Below are 22,065 nucleotides of genomic sequence, written 5' to 3' on the forward strand. Positions count from 1 at the left end.
CCGGCGGGTAGGCCGGCCGCACCGGCTCGTGGGTCCATTGACCGTTTCACGCCGCCGATTGCAGATCGCAAGCAGCGATCGCAACCGTCGTGGGTGCTGCAGGGCTCGCGCCGGCAACCGGTGGATAGGCAGTGTCCGCTCCGGTGCCAATGGTTGCAGGCCGCATCTTACCCGGGTCCGGTAGCGGCGGCGGCGCTGTGTCGGCAATGATACGGAATGCGAGCGCCATGTCCTCGGCGAGCGGCCGGTCGTCGCGATAGGTCGGCACGGCGCTGCGCACGCGTCGCCACAAGGAATCGGTGTACGGCGCGCGCGGGGCATCGAGCGTTTGCAGATCGTAAGCCTGAGCTGCTGCCAGCAGTTCGATGGCGACGATACGGCCAGCGTTGTCGACGATCTCCAGCGCCTTGAGCGCCGCCGGCGTCGCGTGACACAAATGGTCTTCCTGCAGGCCGGATGTGATCCCGCCGTCGAGGCTAGCGGGCATGGCGAGGCGCCGGTTCTGCGCCACCAGCGAAGCCGCGGTGTACTGCGCAATCATGAAGCCCGAACAGGTGCCGCCCGGCTCGGCAAGAAACGCCGGCAAGCCGCTCACCAGCGGATTGACGAGGCGGTCGAGCCGCCGCTCCGCCATCGCCGCCACCTGCGCGATAGCCGTAGCAAGGCTATCCATCGCCAGCGCAATCGAAGCGCCAACGGCATGGGCCTGCGAATAGACGCGCGGCTCTTCGGGCGTGCCGGCAACGATCGGATTGTCGGTGATCGAAGCGAGTTCGCGATTGACGACTTCCGCGGTTGCGCTGAAGACGTCGCGAGCCGCGCCATGCACATGGGGAATGGTGCGCATGCTGAGCGGGTCCTGGGTGCGGCGCCCGATCGCCGCTGCGAGTATGCCGCTATCGGCAAGCGCGCTGCGCATTCTTTCGCCAACCAGACTCAGGCCCGGTGAAATCCTCAACGCCAACGATTCGGCATCGAATGCAACCAGTTGGCCGCGCAGGTTTTCGAAGCTCATGGCCGCGACCACGTCGGTCCAGTCGAGCAGCCGCCCGGCGCGCGCAAGCGCCAGCGCCGCAAGGCCTGTCACGCAGGGCGTACCGTTGACCAGGCTGAGCCCCTCTTTTGCGTCGAGCACGAGCGGTTCGAGTCCGAGCCGCTGTAGCGCTTCACGCCCGCTGAGACGCTCGCCGCGGTAGTGCGCATGACCCTCGCCGATACACACGAGCGCGATATGCGCCATATGGCTCAGATAGCCGACCGAGCCGAACGCCGGCACCTCGGGCAGGCATCCGGCGTCGAGCAGCGTCACCAGCCGCTCCGCTACGGCAAGCCGGATACCCGAATGTCCGTGAGCAAAGTTGTTGACGGCCGCAGCGATAATCGCCCGCGTTTCCGCGGCGCCGAGCGGCGTGCCGACACCCACGGCGTGACTCATCAGGATGTTGCGCGACAGGGTGCGTTGTTCGGATGGCGAAACGATCACATCGCACAGCGCGCCCACGCCGGTGTTCACGCCATAGGCGCGAATGCCGCGTTCGACGATCTGTTCGACAAGCACGTGGGCCGCCGAAATGCGCGCGCGTGCATCGGCGGAAAGCTCGAGCGGCTCACCCGCGGCGACTGCCGCGATCTGACGCCAGTCCAAAGGACGATCGGAACGGATAACGGCCATGACGATACTCAGTTCGTAGTGCGATGGTGGTGGCTCGAGACGAATTGCCTGAAGCGATCGGACTTGAGATCGCCGAACACCTCGTCCGGCGTGCCGTCCGCTTCGACTTCGCCCTGATGCAGGAACATCACGCGGTTCGACACATGGCGGGCAAAGCCCATCTCGTGCGTGACCACCAGCATCGTGCGGCCCTCCTCCGCCAGCGAGCGCATCACCCGCAAGACTTCGCCCACCAGTTCCGGATCGAGCGCCGAAGTCGGTTCATCGAACAGCATGACCTTCGGATGCATGGCCAGCGCCCGGGCGATCGCCACGCGCTGCTGCTGACCGCCCGACAGGTGCGCAGGATAGTGGCCGCGTTTTTCCGCCAGACCGACTTTGGCGAGCAACGCTTCGGCCTCTTCGACGGCTTCCGCGCGGCTGCGCTTTTGCACACGCATCGGACCTTCGATCAGATTGTCGAGGACCGTCATATGCGACCAGAGATTGAAGTTCTGAAACACCATGCCAAGTTGCGAACGGATGCGGTCCACCTGGCGGCGGTCGCTTGGTTGCAGCTTGCCGTCGCCACGGCGCTTCATTTTCAGTTCTTCGCCGGCCAGCGCGACCGAACCGTCATCCGGAGTTTCTAGCAAGTTCAGGCAGCGCAGGAAAGTGCTCTTGCCGGAGCCGCTGGCGCCAAGGATCGAGACCACGTCGCCTTCATGCGCGTCGAGCGATATGCCCTTCAGAACGTGATGCTCGCCGAACGACTTGTGAATGTTCTTGACCGACAATGCAACGGGTGCCGTAGCGTTCATGTGATTCTCCAGACTATCCAGGACGAGTGGCCGTTCAAGGTGCCGCCCGAGGGGTTTGGCGTGCTTCGGTGGCGGCCGGAACCGGGCGCGTTGCGGCTTGAGCGGGCGCCGCGCGCAGATGGCGCGACAGCCGTACTTCGAGCAGCCCCAGCAGACGCACAATGATGAAATTCAGGAACAGATAGATCAACGCAGCGCAGATAAACACCTCAGTAGTCCGATAGGTCTGCTGGATGATCTGCTGCGCGACGCCGGTCACTTCCCACACGGTGACGAGACTCGCGAGCGCGGTCGACTTGACGAGCAGCACGGCCTCGGTCGAATAGGCAGGCAGACACTGCCGCAGCGCGATCGGGCCGATCACCCGGCGCAGCAATGCGAAGCCCGACAGGCCGATCGCATAACCCGCTTCGATCTGTCCGACCGGCACGGCCATCAGGCCGCCACGGATGATCTCGGCGGTGTAGCCGGCCGTACACAATGCCAGTGACAGCACCGCACACATATACGGTTCGCGCAGCACCGGCCACAGGAAGCTCTCGCGGATCACACCGAACTGGCCGAGCCCGTAATACACAAGGAACATCTGGATCAGCAGCGGCGAGCCGCGAAACACAAGGATGTAAGCACGTGCAAAGCGGTTCGGCAGCCAGTGCGGGGACACACGCATCGTGACGATCACGAGCGACAGCAGACCGCCCAGCACCAGCGAAGAAAAGAACAGTCCGAGCGTGGTCGGCACCGCGGCAAACAACTGGCGCAGCGTGTCGAGCAGGAAATCGAAGTCGATATGCATGATGACCCGGCCTCGTCAGTTGCGCGCGAAATTGCGGCGGAAGGACCGGCCCACACGCGCTTCCGCGTGATTGAAGATCCGGTTGGAGATGCTCGTCATCAGCAGATACAAGCCGCCGCCCACGACGAAGAAGGTGAAATACTGATGGGTCGAGCCTGCCGCTATCTGGCTTGCGCGCAGCAGTTCGGCAAGGCCGGTGACCGAGATGAGCGCGGAATCCTTCAAGCTCAGTTGCCATACATTGCCGATGCCTGGCAATGCGAAGCGCAACACCTGCGGAATCAGAATGCGACGGGCCATCGTCAGCGTGGACATGCCGATCGAACGGGCCGCCTCAAGCTCGCCGCGGGAGACCGCCAGCACGGCCGCGCGGTAAACCTCGGCCTGATACGCACCGGAAATCATCCCCACCGCGAGCGCGCCGATGACGAAAGGCGGTACGCCGACAAAACCGTCGGCGCCGAACCACTGACCGATGGTCGTCACCAGCGTCGAACCGCCGAAATAGAACAGATAGATCACGAGCAGTTCGGGTACGCCGCGAAACACCGTCGTGTAGAAATCGCCGACGATGCGCAAGCTGCGAAAACGCGACAGCTTGGCCGCCGCCACCAGTGCGCCAAACACCGCGCCGACAGCGAGCGCCGCGAGCGTCAGCGCGACGGTCATCAAGGCCGCCAGCAGCACGACGCCGCCCCAGCCATCCGGCCCGAAGCCGAGCATCCCGATTAGAGTCATACCCTACTCCTCGTCCTATCCGTTGTATCAGTCACGCTGCACGTGCCAACTTCACCGCACGTGCAGGCACGCGGTCACGGCTTCGTCCGCGAGGCGGCGTCGCCGCGCTCGCGCACTCGCCGCTCAAGGCGTGACGTCGGTCTTGAACCACTTCATGGAGAGCTTCTTCACGGTGCCGTCGGCGAGTGCCGCGGCGATTGCAGTGTCGAACTTCGCCCTCAGGTCGGCGTCCTGCTTGCGGAACGCGAGGCCTTCGCCCGGACCCCAGATCGGGCCGCCGATCTTCGGTCCGGCCATCACGATCGACGCAGTCTCTTTCTTGTCGACGTTGCCGGCGTAGTAGGTCACGTCGTCGAACGAGGCGTCGATACGGCCGTTTGCCAGATCGAGGTCGCGCTCCGGCGAGGTCTTGTAGACGCGGATCGTGGCCACGTCCTTGAAGCCGTCGTTGATGAACTTGGTGTAGACCGTGCCGGACTGGATACCGATGGTCTTGCCCTTCAACTCCTTACGCAACGCGTCGACGGTCGGCTGGTCGGTTTTCGGGTCGCCCGTCAGTTTGAGCACGGCGCTGGTCGGCCCGGACTTCGGCAACAGCTTGGTATCGGTCACGGCGAAGGTGGCCGGTGTGGCTGCGTAAGGGCGCGAGAAGGCGATGATCTTTTCGCGTTCCGGCGTGATCGAGATGGCGTCCATCAACACATCGAACTTGCCTGCCTGCAGACCCGGAATCATGCCGTCCCAGTCCTGGGCGACCAGGTTGCATTGCAACTGGATGCGCGCGCACAGGTTCGCCACCAGTTCGGGCTCGAAGCCCCCCAGCTTGCCGCCGGGGAGCGTCAGATTCCACGGCGCATAGCTGCCTTCCAGGGCGATGGTCACCGATTTCCATTCCTTCGCCTGCACGGGCGCCGCGAGAATAGTCGCTGCGCCGAGGACGGCGCCAATCAATGCTTTAGCCAACGTAGTGCGCTTTACCTTCACGTCGAAACTCCTTTGATTGAGGGAACACCATCCAGCTAGCCGAGTGATCCATTCACTCGACTGAATTGACTAGACAAGTCTGCATGAGTAAAAAAATCGTCGCAAGCAGAATCATGAAATTTTTCTCAAACCTTCGGGTAAGCCCTATAAAACAAGGCTATATACGAATATTTAAAAGCCTGAAGGAGTTGAAAAGTATCCGTCAGACGCGCCGTCGCGGTGCATTTTGTCTAGACAGGTTCACCTGATGGCGCAAGATGTGCCGTGCTGGTGCACGGATGCGCCGACGTGGCCCGACAAGAAATCAGGCCGGGATGTGAGACCGCGAGGTGCGAACTGGGTACCGGCTACCAGATATATGGCACGAACCGATAGCGCACGCGCGCCGCGTAGTCGGCATAGCCTTCGAGTTGCTCGGCGAGCATGCGCTCCTCCCGCACGGCGCGATAACCGATACCGGCAATCAGCAGCGGCACGCACAGGAGCCCCCACCACGACCCGAGCAGCAGCGGTGTACCAGCGAGGAACAGCAGCGCCGCCGCGTACATCGGATGCCGGACGTAGGCATAGGGGCCGGTATCGCTGACCGTGTGGCCGCGATCGGACTGAATCTTGACGACAGGCGCGGCGAAGCTGTTGGCGCGGAATACATAACGGCAGCCGTAGAGGCAGAGAAATATCCCGAGCGCGCCGATCACGCTCAGCCAGCCCGGCACAGCCGACCAGTGAAAACGCCCGGCGTCGAGGCCAATCAGGATCATCCAGCCGATCCAGATCGCGCCGGTGAACGCCATGAAAACGCGGTCCCAGCGGCTCTGTTGCCGCTGCACGATCGGCTTGAGCCGCTCGGCCAGCAACGCCGGATCGTGCCGGGCGAGCCAAAGGCCGATCCACGTCCCGAGCACAGCCCATTCGAGCAGAAACCACCACGCGCCGGCCCAATGCAACGTGCCCGCCGCGCCGAACAGCAGCCCCGCCATGACGACGGACGAAGCCACCATTTGAACCAGCAGTCGCATGATCATCGCATCAGGCTCCAGGATTGATCCTGCAAAGACGCGCCGGTGTCGCGCTATTGCTCCCGCACCCGCTCGAAGAGACGCGGCGCGTCGATCTCGCCAGGCATAAAGCCGAACCGCTCGACGAGGCACGCCGCAAGCTCCGCGGCGGACTCGAGCACCTGCTCGCTGACGACTTCGCCATTCGCACCGCGTTCGGTCAGACGGCGGTCGAACAGCGCGAGGCGGCCCTGCGGCAAGACCCGGCAAGCAATCAGATGATTGACGAACCTCGACTGCGGCCACGCCGACGTGTACCAGTTCGCCACCTCATAGTCGATCCACTCGGCGCGCTGCAGATCGAAGCGGTACGTCTTCGCCCAGGTATCGCCCAACTGCACTTCGAGGTCAAGCGCACCGTGCGACGCATCGGCGAGCCGGAACGTTTCCAGCGGCGTACCTTGCGGCATGCCCGCCTCGAGACGCAACGGCGCGGTCAGCGTCATACTGCCGAAACCGACGTCGGCGAGCCATGCCGTGTCGTCGATATCGACGCGCGTCAGCATGTGCGTGCGAGCCGTGACCGCACCCGGCTCGCAGCCCCACAATACGCGCGCAATCAGCGGCGTCACGCGAAAGCCCAGTTGCATCAGCACATGGGCGAACAGCTTGTTCTGCTCGAAGCAATATCCGCCGCGCCGGCGCTCGAGCAGCTTGCTGACGATCACCGGCAGTTCGAGCGCGACCGTCCGGCCGCTAAACGGGTCGAGATTTTCGAATGGGATCGCAAGCGGATGCAGGCGGTGCAGTTCGCTCAGCACCGCGAGCGTCGGGGCACGCGGGCCCTGATAGCCAATACGGGCGAAATACAGATCGAGGTCGAGCACGTTTGACATGAAAGTGAATCCTGGAACGGTTGGAACGACTGAAGCGGCCTGCGGGACGCGACGTTACTGCTCGACGCGAACGGCGCCGCCAGACAGTTGTAACAGGTTGAGCTACGCGTGCGACACGCCGCTGACAAGCGGTATGCACAACGAACGTAGATCGAAATCAAAGGCCCATATTGCATACAAAGTAATTACATTTAATTTACTTAACAATAACAAAGCCTCAAATAAATTCCAGCAACCGTAAAAATTCGAATTACACTGCAGTAATATTGTTGCGAATCGTTCTCATTTGTATTGACGCACCTATTCCGCATGCGTACGATCTCGGCATTGCTGTCTGAGGCGTCGCGACCCGCAGCGGCAATGCGCGCAAAGTCCAGCTATCGACACTCGCTGCAAATAGCCGGAACAGTCGATACAACACAATAAGGATTTCGATGAAGTTCGCCCAGCCCACCGGACTCGCGTCAAGCGCACGTTCGTTCAGGAATGCCTCACCGCGCGGTCGCGCCGCACGCTCGCCAGGTTTGCCCTCGATGCGTCGCATGGCACTTTACACGGCATTCGCATGGGCCTCTTTGACGGCCGCCACCGCGATGGCCGAGACCAACCCCGACGCCACGCCGAACGATGCGCCCGAAGCCGACCTGAGCATTCAGGCGAAGCCCGCGAGCCAATGGACCGGTGTATGGAACCGGGGCAACCTGCTCGGCGACATCGGCGGCCTGCGTCCCTGGCTCGGCAAGTACGGCATCACGTTCGCCCTCACCGAGACCAGCGAATACCTCTACAACGCGCGCGGCGGCCTGAACACCGGCGGCACCTATGACGGCCTGACCACGGCCACGGTCCAGGTCGATACGAAGAAGGCATTTGGTCTGCAGGGCGGCCTCTTCAACGTCAGCGCACTGAACATTCACGGTCAGAACCTGAGCGCGGACAATCTCGGCACGCTGAACACTGCTAGCGGGATCGAAGCCCAGGATACGACGCGTCTGTGGGAGCTGTGGTACCAGCAGTCCTTCCTGAACAACAAGATGGACGTCAAGGTCGGGCAGCAGAGTCTCGACCAGGAATTCATCGGCAGCCAGAGCGCGGGCCTGTTCGTCAACACGATGTTCGGCTGGCCTGCCCTGCCGTCGTACGACTTGCCCTCGGGCGGCCCGGCGTACCCGCTTTCGGACCTCGGCGTGCGCGTGCGTGGCCAGCTCTCGCCGGCGGTGACCGCACTCGCGGGCGTGTTCGACGCCGATCCGCTCGGCAACAATCCGAACAACATCAGCGGCACGAATTTCAACCTGCACAACGGCGCACTCTATATCGGCGAACTGCAGTACGCGCTGAACCAGCCGGGCGACGGTGAAATGGTCAGCGCCGGTCACAGCGGCCTGCCCGGCAGCTACAAGATCGGCTTCTGGTACAACACCGAAAGCTTCGCCGACGAGTATTACGACACTACCGGCTTGTCGCTGGCTAACCCGAACTCGACGGGGATTGCCGCGCAGCATCGCGGCGACTACAGCTTCTACGCCGTGGCCGACCAGATGGTCTGGCGTCCCGATCCGGACGAGCCACGCGCCATCAATGTGTTTGCACGCGTGATGGGCGCGCCGGGCGACCGCAACCTCGTTAGCTTCGCGGCCAACCTCGGCGTGGTAATGAAGGATCCGCTTCCCGGCCGCGACAATGACACGGTGGGCCTTGCGCTGACGTACATCAAGGTCAGCAACAGCGTTGAAAATCTCGATCTGCAAAACCGCCTGTTCAGCGGCGGCCCGTACGGCGTGCGCACCCAGGAAACCACGCTGGAGGCGACCTATCAGTATCAGGTCAATCCGTGGTGGCAGATCCAGGCTGACGCGCAATACACGTTCAACGCCGGCGCCGGCCAGAATCCGGTGGATCCGACCCAGCCGCTGCGTAACACGCTGGTCGTCGGCGTGCGCACCAACATCACGTTCTGACCGCTTTCATAACCCAGACACTATGCTTTCGATCATGACCGCATTCAACGCTTTGTGCGCAGGCACGGAGGCTCAAGCATGAACTACCCCAGGCGCAAGTATTTGCCACGCGCTACGCGGGCACTGATGGCAGCAGCGGCGAGCGCCGTTGCGCTGGTCGCGGCCGGCACCGCGTACGCCGATCCGCAAGGATTCCTCGAGACGGTCCACAAGCACACCACGCTCATCAACACGGTGCCCGACAACGGCGACCAGAATCCGTACGCGATCGTGGTCGCGCCGGTTACGGCCGGCACGGTGAAAAAAGACGACGTGCTCGTCGACAACTTCAACAACTCGACCAACCTGCAGGGCACCGGCAGCACGATCGTCGATTACCACCCGGACACCAGGCAGATGTCGCTGTTCGCGGTGATTCCGCGCGACCTGAAGGAATGCCCGGGCGGCGTCGGTCTGTCGACGGCAATGACCATGCTGAAGTCCGGCTGGGTGATCGTCGGCAGCACGCCGAGCAATGACGGCACCACCGGCACCAAGGGCGCCGGCTGCCTGATCGTGCTGGATCCGCAAGGCAAGATCGTCTCGACGATCTCCAGCCCGAACATCAACGACCCCTGGGGCAACATGGCGGTTGTCGACAACGGCAATAGCGCCACGCTGTTCGTAAGCAATGCGGGCTTCGGCGTGGGTGCTGCAACCGCGGTCGGGCCGGACGGCGAACCGCCGGTGTTCAAGCAGGCGACGGTACTGCGTCTTGAGCTCGATATTCCCGAAGGCAAGCCGCCGGTCGTGAAGAGCGAAACGGTGGTCGGCAGCGGCTTCGGCGCGCAGGCCGACAAGGGCGTGTTCCTGATCGGACCGACGGGCCTCGCGCTCTCGCCCGACCAGAAGCTGTTGTACGTCTCGGACGCTATCGGCAATCGTGTCAACGCAATCGAAGATCCGATGACGCGCGACACCAGCGCCGGTGTCGGCCGCCAGCTGACCGCCGACGGACTGCTGCACCGACCGCTCGCAATGGTCGTGGCGCCGAACAACCACCTGCTGGTGACGAACGCGCTGAACGGCCAGGTCGTCGAGATCGATCCCGCCACCGGCAAGCAGATCTACGCACGCTGGATCGACACCGACAAGGCGCAATCGCCCCCGGGTAACGGCGACCTGTTCGGCATCGTCATGACGCCGGCCGGCGATGGCTTTTACTACGTGCAAGACGACGTGAACACTTTGGTACTGGCGAAGTAATCATGGCCAACGATACAAATCCCCCCAAGCGGCCTGCCCGGCGCGGTTTTCTGAAAGCGGGGGGGGCGGCGGTCGCCGCAGGCGCAAGCCTGGGTGCGACCGGCGTCGCCCACGCCGCGCTCAACAAGTCGCAAGCGCCGCACGCCGCCGATCCGTACCTCGCGGTCGAACCGTTCTTCGGCGAGCATCAGAGCGGCATCGTCACGCCGCAGCAGGCGCATATCTACGTCGCAGCACTCGATCTCACCACGACCAAGCGCGAAGATGTGATTGCCCTGCTGCGCACGTGGACCGACTCGGCCGCGCGCATGACCCAAGGGCAACCCGCGGGCGCGCTGCCCGGCCCCGACGGCAAGGCCGCGCCGGATTCCGGCGACGTGCTCGGCCTCGGTGCGGCCGGCCTGACGGTGACCTTCGGCTTCGGCCCTGGACTCTTCACCTCGGGCGGCAAGGACCGATACGGCATCGCCGATCGGCGCCCTGCTGCGCTCGTCGATCTACCGCGCTTCAACGGCGACCAGCTGATTCCGGAAAAGACCGGCGGCGACCTGTTCATTCAGGCCTGTGCGAACGACGCGCAAGTAGCCTTCCATGCGGTGCGCCAACTGGTGCGCCAGTGCTACGGCGCGGCGACGATGCGCTGGGGGCAGGCCGGCTTCGTGTCGGGTCCGCGCGGCCAGACGCCGCGCAACCTGATGGGCTTCAAGGACGGCACCAACAACCCGTCTATCAAGAAGCCTGAGCTGATGAACCAGTTTGTCTGGGCTGACGGCAAGGATGCCGCATGGATGCAAGGCGGCTCGTATAGCGTCGTGCGCCGTATCCGAATCACGCTCGAACACTGGGACATGACGGAAGAGGATTTCCAGGAGCAGGTGTTCGGCCGTCACAAGTACAGCGGTGCGCCGATCGGCAAGAAGAACGAATTCGAGCCGCTCGATCTCGACGCCCAGGACAAGGACGGCAATCCGGTCATTCCGGAAAACTCGCACGTCCGCCTGTCGAACCAGGCCACCAACAACGGCGCGCAGATTCTGCGCCGCTCGTATTCGTACAACGACGGCTCGAATTTCTACATCGAGCGCTGGCCGCCATGGCGCCAGGAAACCGAGTACGACGCAGGCCTGATTTTTATCGCGTATCAGGGCGATCCACGTACCGGCTTCATCCCGATCAACGAGAAGCTCTCGAAGTTCGACATGATGAACCAGTTCACGACGCACGTCGGCAGCGCGGTGTTTGCCTGTCCGCCGGGAACGAAGCCCGGTTCGTACATCGGCGCTGGGCTGTTCGAAACGTAAGCAGTGAAAGCCACACGCGGCTCTCATGAAGCAGATTTGGCTGGATGCGCGGGACCACCACTCGCGCCGCGACCGGCACCCGCAACGGTGTCGCTCGCGGCGCGCCGCGTATGAACAAAGATCAAATACCATCACAAAAGGAATTCTGAATCATGACTCATTCCTGGCTTGGCAACCGTGTCCGCGCAATCAGCGGCGCGGCGGCTCTTCTGTTGGCGACGTTGAGCGCAGCGCCGCTCGCCGCCCACGCTGAATCGATCACGCTCTATAGCGCGCAGCACGAGCAGGTGGTCAACGCGCTCGCGAAGGACTTCCAGAATCAATCCGGCATCTCCGTCAAGATCCGCACCGGCGAAGGCCCGGCACTGGCTGCCCAGCTCGTTGCAGAAGGCGCGGCGTCGCCGGCTGACGTGTACTTCACGGAAAACTCGCCCGAACTGATGCTGCTCGAGGAAAAGGGGCTGCTCGGCAAGGTCGATGCGTCGACCCTCGCGGCCGTGCCGGCACGCTTCGATTCGCCGACCGGCGTTTGGGTTGGCGTGACCGCACGCGAAAACGTGCTGGCTTACAACACGAACAAGGTTCAGCCGAGCCAGTTGCCGCAATCGCTGTTCGATCTGGCCAAGCCGGAATGGAAAGGCAAGGTCGGCATTGCCCCGAGCGACGGCGACTTCCTGCCGCTCGTGAGCGCCGTGATCGCGCTGAAGGGCGAAGCGCAGACGCTCGACTGGCTGAAGGGCCTGAAGGCCAACTCGCAGATCTTCGACGACGACGAAGGCGTGGTGGCGGCGGTGAATCGCGGCGCGGTTGCAACCGGCCTCATCAACAACTACTACTGGGCGCGTCTGCATGCCGAAATCGGCGACAAGTCCACCCGTAGCGCGCTTTATCACTTCACGAACGGCGACGCCGGTGCACTCGTCAACGTCTCGGGCGCAGCAGTGCTGAAGTCGGCGCACAACGCGGAAGGCGCGCAGAAGTTCCTGGCCTATCTGGTCAGCGAACGCGCTCAGGATCTGATGGCGAAGGGCCATGTCGACTTCGAGTACCCGTTGCATAACGGCGTGGCTCCGGACCCGATCCTCAAGCCGTTCAACGAACTGAGCCCGCCGACGCTGACCGTGCAGCAACTCGGCGACGACAGCCAGGCTGGCAAGCTGCTGCGCCAGGCCGGACTGCTGTAAATGAGCGACGCCGTGTCAGCCGCAGCGCCGGCTGTTGTCCCTGAACCGGCGCGTGCGCGCAAGCGCGCGCCTGGTGGTCTGTTTGCTGCTGCCGCGGTCAGTGCTCTGCTGGTGTTGTTGCCGCTCGCGTTCACCGTGTGGCGGGCGGCAAGTTTTGGCTTCGCCGAGGCGGCCGAACTGGTGTTCCGGCCGCTCGTCGGCGAGCTGCTTGTGAATACGTTGATGATCACGGTGTCGGCCACTTTGGCCTGCGCTGTGATCGGTACAGCTGCGGCCTGGTTTATCGAACGCACCCGCCTGCCCGGCCGCCGCTTCTGGGCCGTGGCGATGGCCGCGCCGCTCGCGATGCCGCCGTTCATCACGAGCTATGCGTGGGTATCGTTCAGTCTCGATCTGCAGGACTTCAACGGCGCGTTGCTGGTCATTACGTCCGCGTATTTTCCGCTGGTCTATCTGCCGGTCGCAGCTGCCTTGCGCAGCATGGACCCGGCTCTCGAAGAAAGCGCCCGCTCGCTCGGCTGTGGCCGCTGGAACACTTTCTTTCGCGTGATCCTGCCGCAACTGCGCCCTGCTCTGCTCGGCGGCATGCTGCTGGTCGCGCTCGGTGTGATGTCCGAATTCGGCGCGTTCACGCTGCTGCGTTTTCGCACCTTCACAACCGAGATCTACGCCGAATATCGCACGAGTTTCGACGGCCCCGGCGCATCGCTGCTGGCCTGTCTGCTGATCGTGATGTGTCTCGTTGTGCTGGCCTTCGAATTCCGCGTACGCGGGGCCGCGCGTTACGAACGCGTCGATCGCGGCACGCGCCGCGCGGTGCTGCGCTATGACCTCGGCTTCTGGCGCTGGCTGGTGGTTGCTGGCTTTACCGCGCTGACCGTCGCCACGCTCGGCGTGCCGCTCGGCATGATCGGCTACTGGCTCACGCAGCCCGGCGCCGCCGCTGTCACGCCGGCCGACGTCTCGCCCGAATTGCTGCTCGACTCGACGCTTTCGTCGCTCGGCTTCGGCCTCGGTGCGGCCGTCCTCACCACCCTGCTGATCGTGCCGCTGGCGTTCCTGCTGGTGCGCTATCCGGGACGCCTCGCCACGCTGTTCGAACGCACCGTGTTTCTGGCGCAGGGCATTCCCGGTCTCGTGATTGCGCTGGCAGTCGTCTCACTCGCCGTGCACGCGTTGCAGCCGCTGTACCAAAGCACCACGCTGCTGATCATCACTTATGCCATCCTGTTCCTGCCGCTCGCGCTGGTGAGTGTGCGCGCTGCGCTGATGCAGGCGCAACCGCGGCTCGAAGAGACGGCGCGTGCGCTCGGTCTCGGTTGGGGACAAACTCTGGTTCGCGTGCTATTGCCGCTGGCTGGGCCAGGTCTGGGTGCAGCGGCTTCGATGGTGTTCATCTCGGTGGTCACCGAACTCAACGCCACACTGCTACTCTCCCCCATCGGCACCCAGACGCTCGCCACCCAGGTCTGGTCCGACACATCGACCATGGCCTTCGCCGCTGCTGCGCCCTATGCGGCGCTGCTCACAGGCATTTCGCTGTGCGCCTCGGGCCTGCTGTTTGCGCTGCTCGGCCGCTCGGCGCTGCTTGGCGAACGCAGCTAAGACTGCGTGGAATCTACCGCTTTCCCCATCGGATTTTCATGAGCGACCTTCGTATCTGCGGCCTGCAAAAATCGTTCGACGGCAACCCGGTGCTGCACGGCATCGATCTGTCCGTCGAGCGCGGCACGCTGCTCGCCCTGCTCGGTCCGTCCGGCAGCGGCAAAACTACCCTGCTGCGCGTGTTGTGCGGCTTCGAACGTGCGGACCGCGGTAGCGTGGAAATCGACGGCCGGCGGGTTGTCGGCGACGCATTGCATGTGCCGTCGGAGCAGCGCCGCATCGGCTATGTGCCGCAGGAAGGCGCGCTGTTTCCGCATCTGTCGGTGGCGGACAATATCGTCTTCGGTCTGCCGCGCACGCAACGGCGCGTTCGGCATCGCGTCTCCGAACTGCTCGAGCTCGTGGGCCTGCCGGCGGCGTTTGCCGACCGCGCGCCGCAGCAGCTTTCCGGTGGTCAGCAGCAACGGGTGGCGCTGGCGCGCGCGCTGGCGCCATCGCCTACGCTTGTGATGCTCGATGAACCGTTCTCCTCGCTTGATGCCGCCCTACGCCTCGAAACGCGCCAGGCGGTGGCCAGCGCACTGGCAGCGGCCGGCGCCACTGCGGTGCTGGTGACGCACGATCAATCCGAGGCGCTCTCGTTGGGCCACGAAGTCGCAGTGCTGTGGCAAGGCAAGCTGATCCAGACCGATACGCCGGAGATGATCTACCGTCGTCCGGTGACGCGCGAACTCGCCTCGTTTATCGGCGAGGCGGTGTTGCTGCAGGGGGTTGCCGCCCGTGATCGCGTGACCTGCGAACTGGGCGAGCTGACGCTGTCGGCGCCGGCACGGGACGGCGCGGTCGACGTAATGGTTCGCCCCGAACAGATCCGTCTGTGGCGCGCGAACGAAACCACGCCGGATGGGACCGCTTCGTTCGATGCCATCGTGCAGGACGTGACCTTCCAGGGACAGGATGCCGGCGTTGCACTGCAGTTGCAGTCGGCGGCGCAGACGGTGGTGCGCGCCCGCGTGCCGGGCTACCGGACACCGCAACCGGGCGAGCGCGTGAGGCTCGCCATCGACGGTGACGTGACCGCCTACGCCCGCGCCTGAACGTCCGACGCGCGGTCCTCGCGCGTCAAGGCAGATGCCACAGCCGCCGAGGCGCGCGACTGCGTGCGCACCGACAAATCCTGAATCATCTGCGCCGCGAGATAGTCGCAGGTCGGGCGGTCCGACTTGGCGCTGCGCGCCACCACGATTTCCAGTGGCTCGATCTTCGGCAGGCCATGCGCGTCGCCGAGAATGGCAAGACGTGTCGGCACGCTGCAGCGAGTCAGCGCGATGACGGCCAATCCGGCATCTACGGTCGCCACGAGGCCAAGCAGACTGGCGCTGCTGTATGCGGCACGGTAACGAATCCGCGCTTTATCGAGCGCGGCCAGTGTATGCGTACGGGCTACACAGCCCGGCTCGTATAAGCCCACCGGCAACGGTGAGGCCGCCAGCACCGGCGTATCTTCCGACGCCCCCACCCACACCATCGGCTCACTGCGCACAAATTCGCCGCGCAGCTTGCGATCGCGGGTGACGAATGCGAGGTCGATCTTGTTGTCGGCCAGCATCGGCGCGAGCGCCGTGCTTTGCGCGCAGACAATCTCGATCTCGACTTGCGGGTACAGATTCGAAAAGCGCCTGAGCACAGGCGACAACAACGACGACACGTAATCGTCTGGCGCCCCCAGCACGACCCGCCCAGTCACCTCGGGCCGCACGATCGCCGACCACGCTTCCTCATGCAGATCGATCACCCGCCGCGCGTATTCGAGCAGCGTGTGGCCTGGCCGTGTCAGCGCCAGACTGCGGGTGTCACGCGCGAACAGCGTCGTGCCGAGCATGCTTTCGAGCCTTTTGATCTGCATGCTGACCGCCGCCTGCGAACGATGCACGGTCGCCGCGGCCTTCGTGAAACTACCCGTCTCGACCACGGCGACGAAGGTACGCAACAGATCCACGTCGAATTCAGGGTTCATGATTTATAAGCCCGGCTTATCAGATTTCTCAATTTTATTCGTTTGTCGTTGCCTCGCAAGTCCCCGATACTCGACCAAGGTCTCGGTCACGGAGCGTTCTGCATGTCACTCACCTCGCGTCAACAAGGCGCCATCACCCTCGCCAGCGGTGGTTTGCTGATGGGGACGATCGGCATCTTCGTCGAGGAAGCGCGTCTCGATGCAATGACGATGGTGTTCTTTCGCTGCCTGTTCGGATCTCTCGCGCTAGCGGGTTATTGCGCGTGGAAGGGATTTTTCAGGGCGCAGCAATTTACGCTGCGCATGGTGTTGCTCGCCGTGCTGTCCGGTGCGCTGATGGTGACCCAATGGGTCTGGTTCTTCGATGCCATTCACCGCACCAGCATCGCGGTCGCGACCGTGGTGTTTCACGTGCAGCCGTTCTGGGTCGTGCTGATGGGTGCGGCGCTTTTCAACGAGCGGCTCGGCGGCGACCGGCTCGGCTGGATCGCGACGGCGTTTGTCGGACTCGTGCTTGCTTCGGGTGTGGCAACGAGCGAAAACCTGCAAGGGCATGCCGGTTATCTGATCGGTGTAGGCGAAGCGCTGGCCGGTTCAGTGCTCTATGCAAGCGTGACGCTGATCGCCAAGAGTCTCGGTCAGTTGCGCCCCCATCTGCTGACGCTCGCTCAGTGTCTGGTTGGTGTGGTTTGCCTGGCGTTTATTGCGCCGCTGCATTCGGTGGCCCATATCGAGCCCAAGCAATGGTTCTGGCTCGTCGGCATGGGCGTGCTGCATACGGGGTTGTCGTATGTGCTGATTTACGGCGCGCTGCCCAAGCTGACCACGCCGATCATCGCGGTACTGCTGTTTGTTTATCCGCTGACCGCGATCGTCGTGGATGCGGTTGTTTATGGGCGGGCGCTGTCGCCAGTGCAGCTGGCCGGGATGGCGTTGATTGTGACGGCGAGCCTTGGCGTCAATCTTGGGTGGCCGCTCGTGTCGATTTTGCGGCGTGGGGTAAGGGCGAGGCGCTCGGCGGATTGAGACGAAAGAACCGGGCGGCGCGGCACCCGGATTCCATTCAATCGTCGTAGTGAAAACGGCAGGCGGCGACGTAGATTAATCCGTCCTGCGGCATATAGACCAGGCGATCAGCAAGGCTCACGCGGCGTGACCAGAAACCCGTCAGATTGCCAACCAGGGGCTCCGGCTTGCCCGCGCCCTTGAAAGGGTCACGCCGGCATTCTTCAAGCAGTTCGTTGACCTTCCGCAATACCTTGGGGTCGACTCTCTGCCAATGCAAATAGTCTTCCCAAGCTTCATCCGTAAAGACAAAAACACTATCAGACCTCACGGTCTCCTTGTTTCGGGCTTTCTGTTTGCTCATCTGTTAGCAGTGTGCGCGGCGTACCCTTGCGTGCATTGATCTGGGAGACAGAACGTACAAGCCGTTCGGCATTCTTCGGAGAGCTGAGCAAATACAGGGTTTCCTGCATCGCGCTGAAGTCCTCGAGCGAAACCATCACCACATGTTCGCCACTTTGCCGGGTTATCAGCATAGGCGTGTGGTCGCGGCAGACGTCGTCCATCGCTTGCTTAAAGCCAGCACGGGCCTCGCTGTAAGTAAGGGTGTTCATGGCTTATCCGGCCCGAAGGCGTGCCTCCGGCCGCTCCTGATAAAAAAGTTAGCGGTATTTCCTGCGGCGAACAAAGCCCGGCGACAAAGCGAGCAAGTCCACTGACGAGCGCGAATCGGAAACTCCCGACCCGGAGTTCATTGTACAGAAATTCGTACAACACCTCAAGCATATGGCCAAGGATGTTGCACGCCCGCTAACAATCAGAAGCATGCCGTGTATCACGGCCAGGCACCACCTGGCCGATTGGCTATCGACGTGCGCAGGACAGCTTTCCGCTGCTTCTCACTGCGGCAAAACTTCCCCTTTCGTCTCCGGCGCAAACGGGATGATGAAGAGCCCGATAACAAACGCCACCGCGGTCAGCGCGACCGGAATACCGAGCGTATGCATATGCAGCACCGCCGCGCCCAACAGGAAGTTCACGCCCGCCCCGACAAACCGTCCGAACGACGTACAAAACGCAAACGCCGTGGCCCGCACACGCGTTTCGAACTGCTCCGGCAGCCACAGGCTGAACAGCGCAAAGTTGCCGCCGAAGAACCCCAGCACACACAACCACGCGATAAACGGCACCAGTCCGTTAGGCATATAAAACGACCACCCAAAGCTGCCCGCGATTGCCACCGCCATCCCGGCGAAGTAAATCGCCAGAGTCTTTTTACGCCCGATCCGTTCCGCTAGCGGCGGCAACGCAAGACACCCGAGAACCGTCGAAATAGACAGCAAGCCAGTTGCGATCGACGCCGTGCGGATCGCATCCGGCTTACCCATTCCTGCGCGCGTCGCCAGCTGGATCACTGCCGACGGCTCATACACCGCGCCCGCCCATAGACCGATAATCGCAATCGTCAACAACGCACAGGCAACCCACGTGCGGCGCCGGTACACGGGACCGAGAATCTCGCGCAATGGCCTGCTACGCACGGCTTGCGGCTCCGCCTTCTGCCATTTTTCCGGCTCCTTCACACGCAGCAAGATCAGGATTGCGACGACCACCGGCACTGCACCGGTCAGGAACATCGCGCGCCAGCCGTAGTGAACCCCGACCGTGTAATTGAGCGCCGCAGCCAGAAAGAAGCCGGCGTAGTAACCGGTTTGCAGATAGCCCGCCCCCATCTTGCGACGGTCCTCCGGCCACGCCTCGGCCACATAGGTGCCAGCCAGCGCCCATTCGCCACCGATCCCCACGCCCGCGATAAACCGGAAGATAGCCAGTTCCCAGACGTTCTGCGAGATCGCCGAAAGTCCCGTAAAAATTGCAAAAGTGAAGATCGTACCGGCCAGCACCTTGGTGCGGCCAAAGCGGTCGGCTAGCGGCCCCCAGATAAACGACAGCCCCCAGCCGATCAGAAACAGCGCAAACAGGATCGACCCGGCGAGCCCGACGTTGGCTGGCGTCGCGGCATAGCCCGAGCGCGGCAACAGTTCGGTGAGCGCGGGGGTGAGAACCAGCGCGTAGATGAACGAATCCATCCCGTCCAGCGTCCAGCCCGCCCATGCGCCCCAGAACCCTGCGATCTGCGAGCGGTTTAGTGGCGTGCGATGCCGCGCGACACGCGCGCGGTCCGAGATTGAATTCATCATGCTCCTCCGATACTACGGTTGGATTGCCAATTGCCTATTCTTAACAACGGGTTAGCGTGCGTGCGGCAACTACATGGGCTTTCGCCAGACAGCCCCTGACACTTTCTGAACGCGGTCCCTACAGTCTGCTTGCTTCCTGGACCCTGGATTTCCCTCGTGCAAAACGCGTCATTTCATATATAATATTTGAACTTATGAACGATGCAACCGATGGTTTTCCCCTGGACAGCGCTGCGCGCGTCCCCTTTCTGCCCGTAGCGGCCACGCCGCGGGCCAGCACGTCACGCGTGATCGCGGACGCTTTGCGTACGGCGATCGTCGAAGGCACGCTGGCCCCCGGCGCCCCCTTGCGGCAGGACGCCATTGCCCGCCATTTCTCGGTCAGCGCAATTCCCGTGCGCGAAGCGCTGCGTCAACTGGAAGGCGAAGGCTGGGCGAAGGTCACCGTCCACAAAGGGGCGACGGTCGCGCCGCTGTCGGCGGACGAAGCCCGCGAAATCTACGAGATCCGCTCGGCGCTCGAGAGTCTCGCCGTCGGCCTCGCCATTCCGCACCACACCGCGGCAACGCTGCGTGAGTCGGAAAAGCTGTGCCGCGCTGCGGAGAAAGAGATGGATCCGGCGCTCTACGTGACCCGCAACGAGGAGTTTCATATGAGCCTCTACGCGTCGGCCGCACGACCGCAACTCGAGGAAATGATTGCCACGCTGCATCGGCGCGGCGAACGTTATTTACGGCTCAAATTCGGACTACCGCTGTACAAGGACGAGTCCGATCGCGAACACGCGGAAATACTCGACGCGGTGCGCCGCGCCGACATCCCCGCTGCACGCTCGCTGTTGACCGCGCATCTGCTCGGCACCGGCGAGTTGCTCTACCGTTTCCTGACCGAACGCGCGCAGGCTGAAGCCGCGCAAGCCAACGGCCGCAAGCCGCGCGCGAGACGCGCGCGCACTCCAACTTCCGGGAGCTGAATCCGCCGATGAATCCACAAGCCCAACCATCCCCCCGCTCCGCCGCCGCACCGGCAGCACGGTCCTGGACCACCATGCGCGACGAGAAAGCGCGCCGCCTCGCCGCCATTGCGCCGTGGCTCGAAGACGGCGTGTTGCGCAGCGAGCGCATCGTCGATGCGCTGGAAACGCTGATCCGCCCGGGCGACCGCGTTGCGCTCGAAGGCGACAATCAGAAGCAGGCCGATTTTCTGTCGCGCTCGTTCGCGAAGGTGGATCCGCAAAAGGTCCGCGACGTCCATCTGCTGATTTCGAGCATCAGCCGGCCCGAGCATCTGACGCTGTTCGAGCGCGGCATCGCGCACAAGGTCGACTTCGCCTTCGCGGGGCCGCAGAGCCTGCGCGTCGCGCAACTGCTGGAAGACGGCCAGCTCGAAATCGGCGCGATCCACACCTATGTCGAGCTGTACGCACGGATGTTCGTGGAGCTGACGCCGAACGTTGCGCTGTTGTGCGCAGAAAAAGCAGACCGTCACGGCAATCTCTACACCGGGGCGAACACCGAAGACACGCCCACCATCGCAGAAGCCGCGGCGTTCCGGCACGGCATCGTGATTGTTCAGGTAAACGAAATCGTCGATGAATTGCCACGCGTCGACATTCCCGGCTCGTGGGTCGACGTGGTCGTGCAGGCCGACCGGCCCTTCGCAGTGGAGCCGCTGTTTACGCGCGATCCGCGCCACATCGGCGACCTGCAGGTGCTGACCGCGATGATGGTAATTCGCGGCATCTACGAAGCGTATGGCGTGACCGCACTCAATCATGGCATCGGCTTCGACACGGCGGCCATCGAGCTGCTGTTGCCCACCTATGGCGAGTCACTCGGGCTGAAGGGCAAGATTTGCCGCAACTGGACGCTCAATCCCCATCCCACCTTGATTCCGGCCATCGAATCCGGCTGGGTCGAAAGCGTGCATTGCTTCGGTAGCGAAGTGGGCATGGAGCAGTACATCGAGGCACGCCCCGACGTGTTCTTCACCGGACGCGACGGCAGTCTGCGTTCGAACCGCGTGTTGTGCCAGTTGGCGGGGCAATACGGCGTCGACCTGTTTATCGGCTCCACGCTGCAGATCGACGCGGATGCGAATTCGTCGACAGTTACGCGTGGGCGGCTCGCTGGTTTTGGCGGCGCCCCGAACATGGGACACGATCCGCGCGGACGACGTCATTCGAGCGAAGCGTGGCTCAAGCTTCTCAAGGATCAAGGGCCGGTCTCCCGCGGTCAGAAGCTGGTCGTGCAGCTCGCCGAGACGTACAAGAAAGGCGGCGAGCCGACCTTCGTCGATGAGCTCGATGCGGTTGCAGTCGGCGCGAAGAGCGGCATGCCTATCGCCCCAGTGATGATCTACGGCGACGACGTCAGCCACGTGGTCACCGAGGAAGGCATCGCCCACTTGCACAAGGCCGAAGGGATCGACGAACGGCGCGCGGCACTTGCTGCGGTAGCCGGCGTCACGCCGATCGGCTTGCGCGCGAAGCCGGAAAAAACCGCGGAGCTGCGCCGGCGCGGCATCGTCGCGTATCCCGAGGATCTCGGCATCCGCCGCGGTGAAGCGAAGCGCTCGTTACTGGCCGCGCGCAGCATCGACGATCTGGTGACATGGTCGGGCGGTCTGTATGTGCCGCCGGCGCAATTCCGGAGCTGGTAA

20 protein-coding genes are annotated in these 22,065 nt (G+C 63.3%); 9 read left to right on the plus strand and 11 right to left on the minus strand.

What is annotated here, in order from left to right; translation table 11 throughout:
* Nucleotides 1-46: 46 nt before the first annotated feature.
* From P3T24_RS06210 to P3T24_RS06240, 7 genes are all read right to left on the minus strand, one after another.
* On the minus strand, nucleotides 47-1,672 hold the full coding sequence (locus tag P3T24_RS06210) for an HAL/PAL/TAL family ammonia-lyase (protein ID WP_429433153.1): 1,626 nt from the start codon (nucleotides 1,670-1,672) through the stop codon (nucleotides 47-49).
* 8 nt (nucleotides 1,673-1,680) lie between these two features.
* Nucleotides 1,681-2,472: an ABC transporter ATP-binding protein gene (locus P3T24_RS06215; RefSeq protein ID WP_074268250.1), complete on the minus strand. Its 792-nt coding sequence runs from the start codon at nucleotides 2,470-2,472 to the stop codon at nucleotides 1,681-1,683.
* Between the two features lie 34 nt (nucleotides 2,473-2,506).
* A complete protein-coding gene (locus P3T24_RS06220) occupies nucleotides 2,507-3,268 on the minus strand; it encodes an ABC transporter permease (protein WP_074268249.1) in 762 nt (253 codons plus the stop codon).
* Between the two features lie 15 nt (nucleotides 3,269-3,283).
* The gene (locus P3T24_RS06225) at nucleotides 3,284-4,006 is read right to left on the minus strand and encodes an ABC transporter permease (RefSeq protein WP_074268248.1); all 723 of its coding nucleotides are present in this window, start codon (nucleotides 4,004-4,006) and stop codon (nucleotides 3,284-3,286) included.
* 123 nt (nucleotides 4,007-4,129) lie between these two features.
* Nucleotides 4,130-4,990, minus strand: a complete 861-nt coding sequence (locus P3T24_RS06230; RefSeq protein WP_429433155.1) for a transporter substrate-binding domain-containing protein — start codon at nucleotides 4,988-4,990, stop codon at nucleotides 4,130-4,132.
* Between the two features lie 347 nt (nucleotides 4,991-5,337).
* Nucleotides 5,338-6,015, minus strand: a complete 678-nt coding sequence (locus P3T24_RS06235) for a methyltransferase family protein (RefSeq protein ID WP_429288696.1) — start codon at nucleotides 6,013-6,015, stop codon at nucleotides 5,338-5,340.
* A gap of 47 nt (nucleotides 6,016-6,062) precedes the next feature.
* The gene (locus P3T24_RS06240) at nucleotides 6,063-6,884 is read right to left on the minus strand and encodes an arylamine N-acetyltransferase family protein (RefSeq protein WP_429433157.1); all 822 of its coding nucleotides are present in this window, start codon (nucleotides 6,882-6,884) and stop codon (nucleotides 6,063-6,065) included.
* Between the two features lie 434 nt (nucleotides 6,885-7,318).
* Between P3T24_RS06240 and P3T24_RS06245 the strand changes: the two genes are divergently transcribed.
* The 6 genes from P3T24_RS06245 (at nucleotide 7,319) to P3T24_RS06270 (ending at nucleotide 15,277) form a co-directional block, all read left to right on the plus strand.
* Nucleotides 7,319-8,845, plus strand: a complete 1,527-nt coding sequence (locus P3T24_RS06245; RefSeq protein ID WP_429433159.1) for a carbohydrate porin — start codon at nucleotides 7,319-7,321, stop codon at nucleotides 8,843-8,845.
* Between the two features lie 78 nt (nucleotides 8,846-8,923).
* Complete coding sequence (locus P3T24_RS06250) at nucleotides 8,924-10,090, plus strand: hypothetical protein (RefSeq protein WP_074268243.1); 1,167 nt, start codon at nucleotides 8,924-8,926, stop codon at nucleotides 10,088-10,090.
* 2 nt (nucleotides 10,091-10,092) lie between these two features.
* Nucleotides 10,093-11,391: an iron uptake transporter deferrochelatase/peroxidase subunit gene (efeB, locus tag P3T24_RS06255; protein ID WP_429433161.1), complete on the plus strand. Its 1,299-nt coding sequence runs from the start codon at nucleotides 10,093-10,095 to the stop codon at nucleotides 11,389-11,391.
* A gap of 152 nt (nucleotides 11,392-11,543) precedes the next feature.
* Nucleotides 11,544-12,575, plus strand: a complete 1,032-nt coding sequence (locus P3T24_RS06260) for an iron ABC transporter substrate-binding protein (protein WP_074268241.1) — start codon at nucleotides 11,544-11,546, stop codon at nucleotides 12,573-12,575.
* Nucleotides 12,576-14,180, plus strand: a complete 1,605-nt coding sequence (locus tag P3T24_RS06265; protein ID WP_074268240.1) for an ABC transporter permease — start codon at nucleotides 12,576-12,578, stop codon at nucleotides 14,178-14,180.
* Between the two features lie 38 nt (nucleotides 14,181-14,218).
* Nucleotides 14,219-15,277 (plus strand): ABC transporter ATP-binding protein, encoded by a 1,059-nt coding sequence (locus P3T24_RS06270; protein WP_429433163.1) that lies wholly within the window; start codon nucleotides 14,219-14,221, stop codon nucleotides 15,275-15,277.
* Here the strand turns inward: P3T24_RS06270 and P3T24_RS06275 are convergent.
* Nucleotides 15,262-16,197 (minus strand): LysR substrate-binding domain-containing protein, encoded by a 936-nt coding sequence (locus tag P3T24_RS06275; RefSeq protein ID WP_429433165.1) that lies wholly within the window; start codon nucleotides 16,195-16,197, stop codon nucleotides 15,262-15,264. The two genes, P3T24_RS06270 and P3T24_RS06275, sit on opposite strands and share 16 nt — an antisense overlap.
* Before the next feature lie 102 nt (nucleotides 16,198-16,299).
* Here P3T24_RS06275 and P3T24_RS06280 point away from each other — a divergent pair, with 102 nt between their 5' ends.
* Entirely contained in the window at nucleotides 16,300-17,223 is a 924-nt protein-coding gene (locus P3T24_RS06280; RefSeq protein WP_429433167.1) for a DMT family transporter, read from the plus strand.
* A gap of 37 nt (nucleotides 17,224-17,260) precedes the next feature.
* Here P3T24_RS06280 and P3T24_RS06285 read toward each other — a convergent pair whose 3' ends face one another.
* From P3T24_RS06285 to P3T24_RS06295, 3 genes are all read right to left on the minus strand, one after another.
* A complete protein-coding gene (locus tag P3T24_RS06285; protein ID WP_143787690.1) occupies nucleotides 17,261-17,566 on the minus strand; it encodes a Txe/YoeB family addiction module toxin in 306 nt (101 codons plus the stop codon).
* Nucleotides 17,523-17,816, minus strand: coding sequence for a type II toxin-antitoxin system Phd/YefM family antitoxin (locus tag P3T24_RS06290; protein ID WP_429433169.1), 294 nt, complete (start codon nucleotides 17,814-17,816; stop codon nucleotides 17,523-17,525). The genes P3T24_RS06285 and P3T24_RS06290 overlap by 44 nt, the downstream gene beginning before the upstream one ends.
* Before the next feature lie 285 nt (nucleotides 17,817-18,101).
* Nucleotides 18,102-19,403 (minus strand): MFS transporter, encoded by a 1,302-nt coding sequence (locus tag P3T24_RS06295; RefSeq protein ID WP_074268234.1) that lies wholly within the window; start codon nucleotides 19,401-19,403, stop codon nucleotides 18,102-18,104.
* 194 nt (nucleotides 19,404-19,597) lie between these two features.
* Between P3T24_RS06295 and P3T24_RS06300 the strand changes: the two genes are divergently transcribed.
* Both P3T24_RS06300 and mdcA read left to right on the plus strand, forming a co-directional pair.
* Nucleotides 19,598-20,377, plus strand: coding sequence for a GntR family transcriptional regulator (locus P3T24_RS06300; RefSeq protein WP_429409387.1), 780 nt, complete (start codon nucleotides 19,598-19,600; stop codon nucleotides 20,375-20,377).
* An 8-nt stretch (nucleotides 20,378-20,385) separates the two neighbouring features.
* On the plus strand, nucleotides 20,386-22,065 hold the full coding sequence (mdcA, locus tag P3T24_RS06305) for a malonate decarboxylase subunit alpha (protein WP_429288690.1): 1,680 nt from the start codon (nucleotides 20,386-20,388) through the stop codon (nucleotides 22,063-22,065).

This window comes from Paraburkholderia sp. GAS33, from assembly GCF_050436645.1.
Taxonomy (GTDB): Bacteria; Pseudomonadota; Gammaproteobacteria; order Burkholderiales; family Burkholderiaceae; genus Paraburkholderia; species Paraburkholderia phenazinium_B.

Coding starts and splice junctions, on each gene's coding strand:
- P3T24_RS06210 (WP_429433153.1), bottom strand. CDS start 1,672: ATGGCCGTTATCCGTTCCGATCGTCCTTTGGACTGGCGTCAGATCGCG.
- P3T24_RS06215 (WP_074268250.1), bottom strand. CDS start 2,472: ATGAACGCTACGGCACCCGTTGCATTGTCGGTCAAGAACATTCACAAG.
- P3T24_RS06220 (WP_074268249.1), bottom strand. CDS start 3,268: ATGCATATCGACTTCGATTTCCTGCTCGACACGCTGCGCCAGTTGTTT.
- P3T24_RS06225 (WP_074268248.1), bottom strand. CDS start 4,006: ATGACTCTAATCGGGATGCTCGGCTTCGGGCCGGATGGCTGGGGCGGC.
- P3T24_RS06235 (WP_429288696.1), bottom strand. CDS start 6,015: ATGATCATGCGACTGCTGGTTCAAATGGTGGCTTCGTCCGTCGTCATG.
- P3T24_RS06240 (WP_429433157.1), bottom strand. CDS start 6,884: ATGTCAAACGTGCTCGACCTCGATCTGTATTTCGCCCGTATTGGCTAT.
- P3T24_RS06245 (WP_429433159.1), top strand. CDS start 7,319: ATGAAGTTCGCCCAGCCCACCGGACTCGCGTCAAGCGCACGTTCGTTC.
- P3T24_RS06250 (WP_074268243.1), top strand. CDS start 8,924: ATGAACTACCCCAGGCGCAAGTATTTGCCACGCGCTACGCGGGCACTG.
- efeB (WP_429433161.1), top strand. CDS start 10,093: ATGGCCAACGATACAAATCCCCCCAAGCGGCCTGCCCGGCGCGGTTTT.
- P3T24_RS06260 (WP_074268241.1), top strand. CDS start 11,544: ATGACTCATTCCTGGCTTGGCAACCGTGTCCGCGCAATCAGCGGCGCG.
- P3T24_RS06265 (WP_074268240.1), top strand. CDS start 12,576: ATGAGCGACGCCGTGTCAGCCGCAGCGCCGGCTGTTGTCCCTGAACCG.
- P3T24_RS06270 (WP_429433163.1), top strand. CDS start 14,219: ATGAGCGACCTTCGTATCTGCGGCCTGCAAAAATCGTTCGACGGCAAC.
- P3T24_RS06275 (WP_429433165.1), bottom strand. CDS start 16,197: ATGAACCCTGAATTCGACGTGGATCTGTTGCGTACCTTCGTCGCCGTG.
- P3T24_RS06280 (WP_429433167.1), top strand. CDS start 16,300: ATGTCACTCACCTCGCGTCAACAAGGCGCCATCACCCTCGCCAGCGGT.
- P3T24_RS06285 (WP_143787690.1), bottom strand. CDS start 17,566: ATGAGCAAACAGAAAGCCCGAAACAAGGAGACCGTGAGGTCTGATAGT.
- P3T24_RS06290 (WP_429433169.1), bottom strand. CDS start 17,816: ATGAACACCCTTACTTACAGCGAGGCCCGTGCTGGCTTTAAGCAAGCG.
- P3T24_RS06295 (WP_074268234.1), bottom strand. CDS start 19,403: ATGATGAATTCAATCTCGGACCGCGCGCGTGTCGCGCGGCATCGCACG.
- P3T24_RS06300 (WP_429409387.1), top strand. CDS start 19,598: ATGAACGATGCAACCGATGGTTTTCCCCTGGACAGCGCTGCGCGCGTC.
- mdcA (WP_429288690.1), top strand. CDS start 20,386: ATGAATCCACAAGCCCAACCATCCCCCCGCTCCGCCGCCGCACCGGCA.